We start from the raw sequence: 13,357 nt of genomic DNA, 5'->3' as shown, positions 1-13,357 counted from the left end.
CACGGGATCGGGAAAGGACAAGAAAAAGGGGCGACTCGTCGCCGCCCCTTGTTCACGCATCCGATGCGCTTCGAGCCGGAGCTCAGAAGTTCAGCGTGCGCTTGTCGATGGCCAGGGCCGCTTCCTTGGTCGCTTCGCTCAGCGACGGGTGCGCGTGGCAGATGCGGGCGATGTCCTCGGCCGAGGCCTTGAACTCCATCGCGACCACGGACTCGGCGATCAGCTCCGAGGCCATCGGGCCGATGATGTGCACGCCCAGGATCTCGTCGGTCTTGGCGTCGGCCAGGAACTTGACGAAGCCGGTCGTGTCGCCCAGCGCGCGGGCGCGGCCATTGGCCAGGAACGGGAACTGACCCGCCTTGTAGGCCACGCCGTCCGCCTTCAGCTGCTGCTCGGTCTTGCCGACCCACGCGATCTCCGGGCTGGTGTAGATCACCCACGGGATCGTGTTGAAGTTGACGTGACCGTGCTGGCCGGCGATGCGCTCGGCCACGGCAACGCCTTCTTCCTCGGCCTTGTGCGCCAGCATCGGGCCGCGCACGACGTCGCCGATGGCCCAGACGCCCGGGAGGTTGGTCTTGCACTCGTCGTCGACGATGACGGCACCGCGCTCATCGAGCTTCAGGCCGACGGCTTCGGGGTTCAGGCCGACGGTGTTGGCGGTCCGGCCGATCGAGACGATCAGCTTGTCCACCGCCAGCGTCTGCTCGCCGCCCTTGGCGTCGGTGTACTTCACCGCCACGCCGTCCTTGCCGTTCTCGACGGACGTGATCTTCACGCCCAGCTCGATGTTCAGGCCCTGCTTCTTGAAGACCTTGGCGGCTTCCTTGGCGACGGACTCGTCGGCAGCGCCCAGGAAGGCGGGCAGCGCTTCCAGGATCGTCACTTCCGAACCCAGGCGGCGCCACACCGAACCCATTTCCAGGCCGATGACGCCGGAGCCGATCACGCCCAGCTTCTTCGGCACGGCGGGAATGCGCAGCGCGCCGTCGTTGGACAGGATGTTGGTCTCGTCGAACGGGGCACCCGGCAGCTGGCGGGCGTTGGAGCCGGTGGCGACGATCACATGCTTGGCCGTGATGGTCTCCTCGGCGGCGCCGGCGACCTTCAGCTCGTACGCGCCGTCCTTCGCCGCCACGAACGAGCCGCGGCCGTGGAAGAAGGTGACCTTGTTCTTCTTGAACAGGTACTGCACGCCGTCGTTGTTCTGCTTCACGACGGCGTCCTTGCGACCGACCATCTTGGCGATGTCGATCTTCAGGTCGTTCATCGAGATGCCGTGGTCGGCGAAGCCGTGGCCGGCGTGCTCGAAGTGCTCGCTGGACTGCAGCAGGGCCTTGGACGGGATGCAGCCGACGTTGGTGCAGGTGCCGCCCAGGGCGGGACCGCCCTTGTCGTTCTTCCACTCGTCGATGCAGGCCGTGTTGAAGCCCAGTTGCGCCGCGCGGATCGCCGCGATGTAGCCGCCGGGGCCGCCGCCGATGACGACGACGTCGAATTGCTTGCTCATGTCGCTATCGTCCTTGGCTTAGATGTCGAACAGCAGACGCGACGGATCTTCCAGCGCGTCCTTCATGGCGACCAGGCCCAGCACGGCTTCGCGGCCGTCGATGATGCGGTGGTCGTAGGACATCGCCAGGTAGTTGATCGGACGGATCACGATCTGGCCGTTCTCGACGACGGCGCGGTCCTTGGTCGCGTGCACGCCCAGGATGGCCGACTGCGGCGGGTTGATGATCGGCGTCGACAGCATCGAGCCGAAGGTGCCGCCGTTGGAGATCGAGAAGGTGCCGCCGGTCATCTCTTCGATGCCGAGCTTGCCTTCCTGGGCCTTCTTGCCGAACTCGGCGATCTTCTTCTCGATGTCGGCGAAGCTCATCTGGTCCGCATTGCGCAGGATGGGCACGACCAGGCCGCGCGGCGAGCCGACGGCGATGCCGATGTCGAAGTAGCCGTGGTAGACGATGTCGTTGCCGTCGACCGAGGCGTTCAGCACCGGGTACTTCTTCAGCGCGTGCACGGCGGCCTTCACGAAGAAGCTCATGAAGCCCAGCTTCGTGCCGTGTTCCTTGGTGAAGCTGTCCTGGAACTTCTTGCGCAGCTCCATCACCGGGGCCATGTTCACTTCGTTGAACGTGGTCAGGATGGCGTTGGTCGACTGCGATTGCAGCAGGCGCTCGGCGATGCGGGCGCGCAGGCGGCTCATCGGCACGCGCTGTTCCGGACGGTCGCCCAGGTTGGCGGCGACGGGCGCGGCGACGGCCTGCAGCGGCGCCTTGGCCGGAGCGGCCGGGGCCTGCACCGGCGCGGGGATCGTGGCCGGCTTGGCGCCGCCTTCGATCGCGCCCAGCACGTCGCCCTTGGTCACGCGGCCATCCTTGCCGGTGCCCGGGACGGAGCCGGCGGCCAGGTTGTTGTCGGCCATGATCTTCGCGGCGGCGGGCATCGCGACGCCGGCCTTGCTGTCCGAAGAGGCGGCAGCGGCGGCCGGGGCGGGAGCAGCGGCGGCGGGAGCCGGAGCGGCAGCGGCCGGGGCGGCGGCGCCAGCCTTGCCTTCGGAATCGATCTTGGCGATGACCTGGTCCGAGGTGACGGTGCCGCCATCGGCGACGACCAGTTCGGACAGCACGCCGGCGGACGGCGCCGGCACTTCCAGCACGACCTTGTCGGTCTCGATCTCGATCAGGATCTCATCGATGGCCACGGCGTCGCCGGGCTTCTTCTTCCACGTGAGCAGGGTCGCTTCGGCGACCGATTCGGACAGCTGGGGGACTTTGACTTCAACGATTGCCATGATGTTTTTTCTCTCGGTTTTTCAGTAAACCGGAGCCTTGCGCCTGCCGGTCGCCGGGGAGCATGTGCCCGCCCCCGGCGCCGGTGTCATTGCGGCGCGCGGCGTCCGCAATGACTCACTTGGTCAGCACGAAACCCTTCAGTTTCCCGAAGGCCTGCTCCAGCAGCGCCTTCTGCTGTTCCTGGTGCAGGTGGGCGTAGCCGACGGCCGGCGAGGCCGAGGCGGGACGGCCCGCGTAGCCGAGCTTCTGGCCGTCGGCCATGTTCTCGTGGATGTAGTGCTGCACGAAGAACCAGGCGCCCTGGTTCTGCGGCTCGTCCTGGCACCACACGATCTCGGCCAGGTTCGGGTACTTCTTCAGCTCGGCCGCGAACGCCTTGTGCGGGAACGGGTACAGCTGTTCCACGCGGATGATCGCGACGTCCTTCTTGTCGCCGCGGGCCTTGATCAGGTCGTAGGCCACCTTGCCGGAGCAGGCGATCACGCGCTTGACCTTGCTCGCGTCGACCTCGGCGCTCGTCTCGCCGATGACGGTGCGGAACTCACCCTTGGTGAATTCGCTGACCGGCGAGGTCGCGTCCTTGGCGCGCAGCAGCGACTTGGGCGTCAGGATGACCAGCGGCTTGCGGAACATGCGCAGCATCTGGCGACGCAGCAGATGGAAGATCTGCGACGCGCTCGTCGGCTGGACGATCTGCATGTTGTTGTCGGCGGCCAGCTGCATGAAGCGCTCCAGGCGGGCCGAGCTGTGCTCGGGGCCCTGGCCTTCGTAGCCGTGCGGCAGCATCAGCGTCAGGCCGTTGGAGCGGCCCCACTTCACTTCGCCCGAGGCGATGAACTGGTCGATCACGACCTGCGCACCGTTCACGAAGTCGCCGAACTGCGCTTCCCAGATGGTCAGCGTGTGCGGGTCGGCGGCGGCGTAGCCGTATTCGAAGCCCAGGACCGCCTCTTCCGACAGGATCGAGTCGATCACGACGAACGGGGCCTGGCCTTCCGCGACGTTCTGCAGCGGGATGTAGATGCCTTCGTCGAAGCGCTCGCGGTTCTGGTCGTGCAGCACCGCGTGGCGGTGGGTGAACGTGCCGCGGCCGCAGTCTTCGCCCGACAGGCGGATCGGGTAGCCCGAGGCCACCAGCGAGGCGAAGGCCATGTGCTCGCCCATGCCCCAGTCGACGTTGACGTCGCCGCGACCCATGGCCGCGCGGTCGGCGATGACCTTCTCCACCAGCGTGTGGGCCTTGAAGCCGCCCGGCAGCGTCGTGACCTTCTCGGCCAGGCGCTTCCATTCGGCCACCGGCAGCGCGGTGTCGCAGCTGTCGGTCCACTTCTTGCCGAGGAACGGGGTCCAGTCGGTCGCGTACTTGCTCTTGAAGTTGGTCAGCACCGGGTCGACGGTGTGACGGCCTTCGTCCATCGCGGCGCGGAAGGCCTTGACCATGCCGTCCGGACCTTCGGCGTCCAGCACGCCCTGGGCCACCAGCTTGTCGCCGTACAGGCGGCGGGTGCCGGGGTGCTTGGCGATGGTCTTGTACATCAGCGGCTGCGTCAGCGCGGGCGTGTCCTGCTCGTTGTGGCCCAGCTTGCGGAAGCAGACGATGTCGACGACGACGTCCTTCTTGAACTGCTGGCGGTACTCCAGCGCCAGCTGCGTGCACAGCACGACCGCTTCCGGATCGTCGCCGTTCACGTGCAGCACCGGGGCCTCGATCATCTTGACGACGTCGGAGCAGTACAGCGTCGAGCGCGTGTCGCGCGGATCGCTGGTGGTGAAGCCGATCTGGTTGTTGATGACGATGTGGACGGTGCCGCCGGTGTAGTAGCCGCGCGTCTGCGCCAGCGCCAGCGTCTCCATCACGACGCCCTGGCCGGCGAAGGCCGCGTCGCCGTGCACCAGCACGGGCAGCACCTGCTCGCCGGTCTTGTCGCCGCGGCGGTCCATGCGCGCCTTGACCGAGCCCTCGACGACCGGGTTCACGATCTCCAGGTGCGACGGGTTGAAGGCCAGGCTCAGGTGGACGGGGCCGCCGGGGGTGGTCACGTCGCTGGAGAAGCCCTGGTGGTACTTCACGTCGCCCGAGGGCAGGTCTTCAGGGGCGGTGTGGTCGAACTCGGCGAACAGGTCCTTGGGCATCTTGCCCAGGGTGTTCACCAGCACGTTCAGGCGGCCGCGGTGGGCCATGCCGATCACGATCTCCTGCACGCCCTTGGCGCCGGCGCACTTGACCAGCTCGTCCATCGAGGCGATGAAGCTCTCGCCGCCTTCCAGCGAGAAGCGCTTCTGGCCGACGTACTTCGTGTGCAGGTAGCGTTCCAGACCTTCGGCGGCCGTCAGGCGCTCCAGGATCTGCTGCTTCTTCTCGGCCGTGTAGGTCGGCTTGCTGCGGATCGCCTCCAGGCGTTCCTGCCACCAGCGCTTCTCGGTCGGCTCGGTGACATGCATGAACTCGGCGCCAACGGAGCCGCAGTAGGTGTCACGCAGGGCCTGCACGATCTCGCGCAGGGTCATGCGCTCGGCCTTGGTGAAATACGTGTTGGTCGCGCTGAACGTGCGGTCCATGTCGGCTTCGGTCAGGCCGTAGGACGCGGGTTCCAGTTCAGGGATCTTGGCGCGTTCGGTGCGCTTGAGCGGGTCCAGGTCGGCCCAGCGCGAGCCCAGCGTGCGGTACGCGGCGATCAGCGACTGGACGTGCACCTGCTTGCCGGCCACTTCGAGCTCGGCGGAGGACACCTGGTTGTTGAAGGCATTGGCCTTGGCGCGCTGCGCGAAGGATTCGACGACGGGGGCATGGGCCACATCGCGCTTGTCGCTGCCGTCCACCGCGGGGACGTGCTGCAGCGCGTCGAAGTAGGCGCGCCAGTTGTCGGGCACGGCGCCCGGGTTGTCGAGGTACTGCTCGTACATCTCCTCGACGTAGGGAGCATTGCCCCCGAACAGGTAGGAGTTCGAGCTGTATTGCTGCATCATCTTTCGCTCACCTCTGCCCCGGCTTCCGGAGCTATCGGCTGGTTATGAACCTTCCGCGACACGGCTTGACCGGTTGGCGGATTGCGACCCGCCTTTGCTGTTGCCAGAAAAGGGGTACGGGAAGGACCTGAAGTCACAAGCGCAGGACTGTAGCACCACGCTGGAACCCGTGCTGTTGCTGGTTCGCCCACATCTTGTGCGCCCTGTCCATGACGGGGATCAAGCGAACGGATCGTCACATCGGCCTCACACCCGGAATCGACTCACAAACGTTTGCGAGGCAACAACTCCAAGCAGTAGACTGCGGGTTGGCGTACCGCCCCGAGATTGAATGGCGGACTGCCCGGGACACAGGAGATCCCACATGCAAGTTCGAGTCGTCGACTACCGCGCCGCGGATGCGGCCGAGCAATTCACCCGCTCCCTGCACGAGACAGGCTTCGGCGTCCTGGTGAACCACCCGTTGCCCCAGGAACTGGTCGAGAAGATCTACGCCGACTGGCTCGGCTACTTCAACGGGACCGAGAAACACGAGCTGGCGTTCTCCAAGGAGACGCAGGACGGCTACTTCTCCACCGAGATCTCGGAGACCGCCAAGGGCCACACGCAGAAGGACATCAAGGAGTACTTCCACCTCTACCCGTGGGGAAGGATGCCGGCGTCGCTGAAGGAGGACGCGATGCGCTACTACGGCATCGCCAACGACCTGGCGGCGGAGCTGCTGTCGTGGGTGGAGAAGCACACCCCGGCCGACATCGCGAAGAACTATCGCGAGCCCTTGTCCCACATGATCAAGGACAGCCGGCACACCCTGCTGCGCGTGCTGCGGTATCCCCCGCTGACCGGCAACGAGCCGGCCGGGTCGCTGCGCGCCGCAGCGCACGGCGACATCAACCTGCTGACCATCCTGCCGGCGGCCAACGAGCCCGGCCTGCAGGTCCAGGGCAAGGACGGCGAATGGGTGGATGTGCCGGGCGACTTCGGCATGCTGATCATCAACATCGGCGACATGCTGCAGGAAGCGTCGCAGGGCTACTACCCGTCGACGCAGCACCGCGTGGTCAACCCGACCGGCGAAGGCGCGAAGAAGAGCCGCGTGTCGCTGCCGCTGTTCCTGCATCCGCGTGAGGACGTGGTCCTGTCGGATCGCTATACCGCGCACGAGTACCTGGAAGAACGGCTGCGGGAGTTGGGCGTCAAGACCTGACACCAGGCCAGGCCCCATCAGAAGCAAGGCCCTTTCCCTCCCGGGAACGGGCCTTCTGCATTTCAGGGCGATCTCACGCGGGAGCCGGCGGCGCCGGTGCCCCTCGAAGCGAACCCTGAGCGAAGCGAAGACTGTGAGCGCAGAGGGGCACCGGTGCTGCCGGCTCTGGCTCGGTCTTCAGGAGTTCAGAGGCTCTTCAACGGCACGACGTCCTTGCCCTTGAGCGTGAACACCGTGACGGCGGACGACTTGAGGTCGTGCTTGTCGTCGTAGGCGTACTCGCCGGCCACGCCGGCGTAGCTCGACTTCGCCAGGTGTTCGCCGACTTTCTTCGGATCGGTGGACTGCGTCGCCTCGATGGCGCCGGCCAGCAGGTAGGCGCCGTCGTAGAAGGACGCCGCGTAGGTCAGCGGGTCGCGCTTGAACTCGGCCTTGTACTTGTCCAGGAACTGCTTGCCCTTGGCGCTGCGGTCGATCAGCGCGCCGCCCTGCGTGCAGTACGCGTTCAGGTCGGTCGCGATCTGCGACAGCGTCGCGGTCTCCGACGAGCAGATGCCGTCGCCGCCCAGCAGCGGCACCGTGATGCCGAGTCCGCGCATCTGGCGCAGCATCGGGCCGCCCTGCGCCGAGTAGCCACCGTAGAAGACGGCGTCGGGCTTGGCGGCCTTCACGGCGGTCAGGATGCTGCTGAAGTCCGTGGCCTTGTCGTTGGTGAATTCCTTGGACACGACCTTGATGCCGAGCTTGGTCGCCTGTGCGGTGAACTCCTGCGCGACGCCCTGGCCGTAGGCGGTGCGGTCGTCGATGACGGCGACCGTCTTCACCTTCAGGTCCTGCGCCGCGTACACGGCCATCTTCGCGCCGAGCTGGTTGTCGGTCGCGCCGATGCGGAACAGGTTGGACTGGTTCGGCTGCTGCGTGATGCGCGGGTTGGACGCCACCGTCAGCACGATCACGCCGCCGTCGGAGAACACGCGCGAGGCCGGCATGGTCACGCCCGAGTTGTAGGGCCCGAGCACGAACTTGATCTTCTTGTCGACCAGCGCCTGCGCCACCTGCACGCCCTGGCGGGGATCGGCCACGTCGTCGTTGACGTCGAGCTCGAACACCACCGGCTTGCCGCCGACCTTCACGCCCTTGGCGTTCAGCTCCTTGATGGCGAGCGCCGCGCCGTCGCGGTTGTCGATGCCGTAACCGGCCTGCGGTCCGGTGACCGGGCTCATGAAGCCGATGCGGACGCGCTCCTGCGCGTGGGCACCCAGGGCGGCGAAGCCGGCGGCCAGCACCAGCAGTTTCAGAGAGAACTTCTTCATATGTCTTCCTCGGTAAGGTCTTCCCCGGTAAGGGAGAGCACGAGTCTACGTAATGACGCCGTGAAGCGGCTGCGGCGCGACGGGGAAGCGCGCCCGTGAAAGAGGCGACGCGCGCCCGTCTACAGTGGGGCATGTCCTCCCGATCAGGCAGCGTCATCTGGATCCAGCCGGAAGCGCCACCCAAGCCCGCCGTCGGCGCGCCGTGCAACGGCTGCGGCGTCTGCTGCCTCGCCGAGCCCTGTCCGCTCGGCATGCTGGTCAGCCTGAAGCGCGAGGGTGCGTGTCGCGCGTTGCAGTGGTCCGAGGACGACCGGCAGTACCGATGCGGCATGCTGGTGCATCCGACGCGCTATGTTGGGTTGCGAACACTCAAGCCGGAGGGGCTGCTCAATCGCCTAATCCGCCGCTACGCGCGGCGCATGATCGCCGCCGGCATCGGCTGCGACGCGGACATCGAGCCGACGACCGCGCCCGTCTCGCCGACCTTGCCGACTTCCGGCGCTTCCTCCGCGTCATCTCCGGAGAAGCGCTAAGCAACGCCTGCCCCCGCCGGGCATAGCATGGGCCGAGCATCGCCTGACCAGGCTTCATCGGAGTCCGCCCATGTCCCGCATCCAGACATTCCGCTTTGTCCGCGCCCGCATGGCGCTCTCCGTGGCCCTCGCGTTCGGCGCGATCGCCGCCGCACCCGGCGCGCAAGCCGTGGCGCTGCGCTGGGCCGCGCAGAACGACGTGCTGACGCTGGATCCGCACTCGCAGGACCACACCACCACCAGCGCCATCCTGCAGCACGCCTACGAGGGCCTGACCCGCTACAACGAGCAGTGGGAGGTCGAGCCCTGCCTGGCCACGAAGTGGACGCAGATCAGCCCGACGCAGGTGCGCTTCGAGCTGCGCAAGGGCGTGAAGTTCCACGACGGTTCGCCCTTCACCGCGGACGACGTGATCTTCAGCTTCGACCGCGTCCGCCAGCCCCAGGGCACGATGCAGATCTACGTCACCGGCATCAAGGAGATCAAGAAGATCGACGACTTCACCGTCGACCTGATCCTCGACTCGCCGCAGCCCATCCTGCTGCGCAACCTGGTCGACTTCCGGATCATGAGCAAGGTCTGGGCGGAGAAGAACAAGGCGACGCAGATGGCCGATTACAAGGCCAAGGACGAGAACTACGCGAGCCGCCATACCGACGGCACCGGCCCGTACGAGATCACCTCCTGGCAGCCCGACCAGAAGATCTCGATGACGATCAACAAGGGCTGGTGGGACAAGAACAAGGGCAACATCACCGAGGTCAGCTACATCCCGATCAAGTCGGATCCGACGCGCGTCGCGGCGCTCACTTCGGGCGACGTGGACCTGCTGACCGAGGTGCCGACGCAGGACGTCGCCGCGGTGAAGGCCGACGCCAAGCTCAAGTCGATCGAGGGCCCCGAGACCCGCACCATCTTCTTCGCGATGGACCTGGGCAGCGACGAGCTGCGCGGCTCGTCCGTGAAGGGCAAGAACCCGTTCAAGGACATCCGCGTGCGGGAAGCGCTCTCCATCGCCATCGACCGCGAGGCGATCAAGCGCAGCATCATGCGCGGCATGTCGGTGCCGGCCTCGCTGATGGTCCCGCCCGGCGTCAACGGCTACGACGCCGCGCTGGACAAGCCCGCCAAGCCCGACCTGGTCCGTGCGAAGAAGCTGCTCGCCGACGCCGGCTATCCGAACGGCTTCGAGCTGCCGCTGAACTGCCCCAACAACCGCTACGTCAACGATGAGAAGGTCTGCCTGGCCGTCGTCTCGATGTGGAGCAAGATCGGCGTCACGGCGCGCCTGACCGCGCAGCCGATGTCGCAACACAGCCAGCTGTTCCAGCGCTTCGAAGCGCCGCTGTACATGCTGGGCTGGGGCGTGTCGACGATGGACGCGCTCTACTCGCTGCAGGCGCTGGCGCGCACCCGCAGCGGCGGCGCGGACGGCAGCTTCAACTTCTCCAAGGTCAGCGATCCGGCGCTCGACAAGCTGATCGACGCCGCCAAGAGCGAGATCGACATCCCCAAGCGCAACGCCCTGCTGCGCGACGCGCTGGTGCGCACGCGCGACCAGTACCTCTTCATCCCCCTGCACCATCAGGTGCGGCCGTGGGCGATGCGCGCCAACCTGCAGACGCTGCACCGCTCCAACGACCGGCCGGAGGCGCGGTTCACGACGATCAAGTGAGGGCGTGACCGGGCGGGCCATGCTCGGAACCCGGATGTCCTTCCTCGGCGGCTGAGTTTTCCGGCCCGCCCCTGGGGCAATCCCCAAGGTGGACCGCGCTCCCGTCGAGGGTTGCGGCGGCTAGCATCCAGGCGACTTCACGTTTGCTTAACGACGTTGCCAAGGGAGCTACCGCTCATGTCGAGGAATCACTCCGGATCGATCCGATCCGCCCGCACCGCTCTGACCGCTCTGTGCGTCGCCGCCCTCGCGGCGATGGCCGGGACCGCCCACGCCGCCCCGCTGCGCTGGGCCGCACAGAACGACGTGCTGACGCTGGATCCGCACTCGCAGAACCACAGCACCACGAACGCGATCGCGCAGCACGCCTATGAGGGTCTGACGCGCTACGACCGCCAATACCAGGTCGAGCCCTCGCTGGCCACCAAGTGGACGCAGGTCAGCCCGACGCAGGTCCGCTTCGAGCTGCGCAAGGGCGTGAAGTTCCACGACGGCTCGCCGTTCACCGCGGACGACGTGGTGTTCTCGTTCCATCGGATCAAGCAGCCGGTGGGCACGATGCACCTGTTCGTGGCCGGTGTCACCGACATCAAGAAGGTCGACAGCCACACCGTCGATGTGATCCTGGCCGCCCCCAATCCGATCCTGCTGCGTCAGTTCGTCGACTTCCGCATCATGAGCAAGACCTGGGCGGACAAGAACAAGGCGACCAACCTGCCGGACTTCAAGGCCAAGGAAGAGACCTTCGCCACGCGCAACGCCAACGGCACCGGCCCGTACCGGATCACCGGCTGGCAACCGGACCAGCGCATCACGATGGTCCAGAACAAGGAGTGGTGGGACGCGAAGAACGCGACCAATGTCGACGAGGTCATCTACACGCCGATCAAGTCGGATCCGACGCGCGTCGCGGCGCTGCTGTCGGGCGACGTGGACCTGCTGTCCGACATCCCGACGCAGGACGTGGGCCGGCTGAAGGCCGATCCGAAGCTCAGCGTCGCGGAAGGCAGCGAGACGCGCACGATCTTCATCGGCATGGACCAGGGCAGCGAGCAGCTCAAGGGCAGCAGCGTGACGGGCAAGAACCCGTTCAAGGACAAGCGGGTGCGCGAGGCGCTGTCGCTGGCCATCGACCGCGAGGCGATCAAGCGCGCGACGATGCGCGGTCTGTCGGTGCCGGCCGGCATCATGGTCGCGCCGGGCGTGAACGGCAACGCGCCGGACATCGACGTGCCGACCAAGGTCGACGCCGAACGCGCGAAGAAGCTGCTGGCCGAGGCCGGTTACCCGAACGGCTTCGACGTGCCGATGAACTGCCCCAACAACCGCTACGTCAACGACGAGGAGATCTGCCTCGCGGTGGTGTCGATGTGGAGCAAGGTCGGCATCAAGGCCCGGCTGCAGACCGAATCGTTCAGCACCTTCAGCCCGAAGCTGCAGGCCTTCGAGTACCCGCTGTTCCTGTACGGCTGGGGCGTGCCGACGTATGACGCGCTGTACACGATGCAGTCGCTGGCGCGCACGCGCGCGGGCGGTGCGGACGGCAGCGGCAACTACTTCCGCCTCAGCGACGCGAAGCTGGACCAGATCATCGACGCCGCGAAGGTCGAAGGCGACGTGGCCAAGCGCAACGCGCTGCTGAAGGACGGCCTCGTGCGCATCCGCGACGAGGTCTTCTTCATCCCGCTGCATCACCAGGTCCGCCCGTGGGCGATGAAGAAGAGCGTCACGACGCCGCACCGCTCCGACGATCGACCGGAGGCGCGGTTCACGACGATCAAGTGATCGCGTAGACCCCATGCAAAAGGCCACCGCGAGGTGGCCTTTGTCGTCATGTCGCGCGGTGGTCAGACCAGCGCAAGGCGCTGGCGCGCCGCCTGGTACTCGCGATCGAAGCGCGCCACCAGTTCGCCGGCAGGCAGCACCTCGCGGATCGCGCCGATGCCCTGGCCGCTGCCCCAGACATCCTTCCAGGCCTTCGCCCCGGTGCCGCCGAAGTTCATCTTCGTCGGATCGCTCTCGGGCAGGTTCTCCGGATCCAGGCCGGCCTTGACGATCGAGCCCTTCAGGTAGTTGCCGTGCACGCCGGTGAACAGGTTGCTGTAGACGATGTCGTCGCTGTTGCTCTCGACGATCATCTGCTTGTAGTCGTCGGACGCGCGCGCTTCCTCCGTCGCGATGAAGGCCGAGCCGATGTACGCGAGGTCCGCGCCCATCGCCCGCGCCGCGAGGATCGCGTCGCCGCTGGCCATCGAGCCCGACAGCGCCAGCGGGCCGTCGAACCACTCGCGGATCTCCTGGATCAGCGCGAAGGGGCTCTTCACGCCGGCATGGCCGCCGGCGCCTGCCGCGACGGCGATCAGGCCGTCGGCGCCCTTCTCGATCGCCTTCTTCGCGAACTTGTTGTTGATGATGTCGTGCAGCACGATGCCGCCCCAGCCGTGCACCGCGGCGTTGACGTCCTCGCGCGCGCCCAGCGACGTGATCACGATGGGCACCTTGTACTTGGCGCACAGGGCCATGTCGTGGTCGAGCCGGTCGTTGCTCTTGTGCACGATCTGGTTGATCGCGAACGGCGCGGCCGGCGACTCCGGATGCGCGCGGTCATGCGCGGCCAGCGTCTCCGTGATCTCGGCGAGCCAGTCGTCGAGCAGCTCGGCCGGACGGGCGTTGAGCGACGGCATCGAGCCGACGATGCCGGCCTTGCATTGCGCGATCACCAGCTTGGGGTTGCTGATGATGAACAGCGGCGAGCCGATGACCGGCAGGCGCAGCTTGTTGAACAGCGGGGAAGTGCCACCTCGGAATCTCCTCGGGTCAAGTCGACGGATCGATGCCGTCCATGGTGACCCCCGCACCCGCGATCA

At 66.7% G+C, this 13,357-nt stretch carries 9 protein-coding genes; 4 read left to right on the top strand and 5 right to left on the bottom strand.

Annotation, left to right across the window (positions count from 1 at the left end; translation table 11 throughout):
* Positions 1-82 precede the first annotated feature (82 nt).
* From lpdA to ACQ86G_RS15160, 3 genes are all read right to left on the bottom strand, one after another.
* The gene (lpdA, locus tag ACQ86G_RS15170) at positions 83-1,510 is read right to left on the bottom strand and encodes a dihydrolipoyl dehydrogenase (protein ID WP_431261283.1); all 1,428 of its coding nucleotides are present in this window, start codon (positions 1,508-1,510) and stop codon (positions 83-85) included.
* Between the two features lie 18 nt (positions 1,511-1,528).
* A complete protein-coding gene (gene odhB / locus ACQ86G_RS15165; RefSeq protein WP_431261282.1) occupies positions 1,529-2,794 on the bottom strand; it encodes a 2-oxoglutarate dehydrogenase complex dihydrolipoyllysine-residue succinyltransferase in 1,266 nt (421 codons plus the stop codon).
* A gap of 115 nt (positions 2,795-2,909) precedes the next feature.
* A complete protein-coding gene (locus ACQ86G_RS15160) occupies positions 2,910-5,762 on the bottom strand; it encodes a 2-oxoglutarate dehydrogenase E1 component (protein WP_431261281.1) in 2,853 nt (950 codons plus the stop codon).
* Positions 5,763-6,126: 364 nt separating this feature from the next.
* Between ACQ86G_RS15160 and ACQ86G_RS15155 the strand changes: the two genes are divergently transcribed.
* A complete protein-coding gene (locus tag ACQ86G_RS15155; protein ID WP_431261280.1) occupies positions 6,127-6,969 on the top strand; it encodes an isopenicillin N synthase family dioxygenase in 843 nt (280 codons plus the stop codon).
* A gap of 185 nt (positions 6,970-7,154) precedes the next feature.
* On the opposite strand, the gene ACQ86G_RS15150 is transcribed toward ACQ86G_RS15155, so the two are convergent.
* Positions 7,155-8,282, bottom strand: coding sequence for a branched-chain amino acid ABC transporter substrate-binding protein (locus tag ACQ86G_RS15150; protein WP_431261279.1), 1,128 nt, complete (start codon positions 8,280-8,282; stop codon positions 7,155-7,157).
* A gap of 131 nt (positions 8,283-8,413) precedes the next feature.
* Here ACQ86G_RS15150 and ACQ86G_RS15145 point away from each other — a divergent pair, with 131 nt between their 5' ends.
* The 3 genes from ACQ86G_RS15145 to ACQ86G_RS15135 all read left to right on the top strand — a co-directional run bounded on the left by ACQ86G_RS15145 (position 8,414) and on the right by ACQ86G_RS15135 (position 12,275).
* Positions 8,414-8,815: a hypothetical protein gene (locus ACQ86G_RS15145; RefSeq protein ID WP_431261278.1), complete on the top strand. Its 402-nt coding sequence runs from the start codon at positions 8,414-8,416 to the stop codon at positions 8,813-8,815.
* A 70-nt stretch (positions 8,816-8,885) separates the two neighbouring features.
* The gene (locus ACQ86G_RS15140; RefSeq protein ID WP_431261277.1) at positions 8,886-10,490 is read left to right on the top strand and encodes an ABC transporter substrate-binding protein; all 1,605 of its coding nucleotides are present in this window, start codon (positions 8,886-8,888) and stop codon (positions 10,488-10,490) included.
* 255 nt (positions 10,491-10,745) lie between these two features.
* Positions 10,746-12,275: an ABC transporter substrate-binding protein gene (locus ACQ86G_RS15135; protein WP_431261276.1), complete on the top strand. Its 1,530-nt coding sequence runs from the start codon at positions 10,746-10,748 to the stop codon at positions 12,273-12,275.
* A 62-nt stretch (positions 12,276-12,337) separates the two neighbouring features.
* On the opposite strand, the gene ACQ86G_RS15130 is transcribed toward ACQ86G_RS15135, so the two are convergent.
* Positions 12,338-13,276 (bottom strand): NAD(P)H-dependent flavin oxidoreductase, encoded by a 939-nt coding sequence (locus tag ACQ86G_RS15130; protein ID WP_431261409.1) that lies wholly within the window; start codon positions 13,274-13,276, stop codon positions 12,338-12,340.
* Positions 13,277-13,357: the final 81 nt, after the last annotated feature.

It is taken from the genome of Roseateles chitinivorans, assembly GCF_050632145.1.
In the GTDB taxonomy this organism is placed as follows: domain Bacteria; phylum Pseudomonadota; class Gammaproteobacteria; order Burkholderiales; family Burkholderiaceae_C; genus Roseateles; species Roseateles chitinivorans_B.
This window is presented reverse-complemented; position numbering and strand designations above follow the sequence as displayed.

What these genes read in the sequence shown, in the direction of transcription:
- lpdA (WP_431261283.1), bottom strand. Translation starts at nt 1,510, where the DNA reads ATGAGCAAGCAATTCGACGTCGTCGTCATCGGCGGCGGCCCCGGCGGC.
- odhB (WP_431261282.1), bottom strand. Translation starts at nt 2,794, where the DNA reads ATGGCAATCGTTGAAGTCAAAGTCCCCCAGCTGTCCGAATCGGTCGCC.
- ACQ86G_RS15160 (WP_431261281.1), bottom strand. Translation starts at nt 5,762, where the DNA reads ATGATGCAGCAATACAGCTCGAACTCCTACCTGTTCGGGGGCAATGCT.
- ACQ86G_RS15155 (WP_431261280.1), top strand. Translation starts at nt 6,127, where the DNA reads ATGCAAGTTCGAGTCGTCGACTACCGCGCCGCGGATGCGGCCGAGCAA.
- ACQ86G_RS15150 (WP_431261279.1), bottom strand. Translation starts at nt 8,282, where the DNA reads ATGAAGAAGTTCTCTCTGAAACTGCTGGTGCTGGCCGCCGGCTTCGCC.
- ACQ86G_RS15145 (WP_431261278.1), top strand. Translation starts at nt 8,414, where the DNA reads ATGTCCTCCCGATCAGGCAGCGTCATCTGGATCCAGCCGGAAGCGCCA.
- ACQ86G_RS15140 (WP_431261277.1), top strand. Translation starts at nt 8,886, where the DNA reads ATGTCCCGCATCCAGACATTCCGCTTTGTCCGCGCCCGCATGGCGCTC.
- ACQ86G_RS15135 (WP_431261276.1), top strand. Translation starts at nt 10,746, where the DNA reads ATGGCCGGGACCGCCCACGCCGCCCCGCTGCGCTGGGCCGCACAGAAC.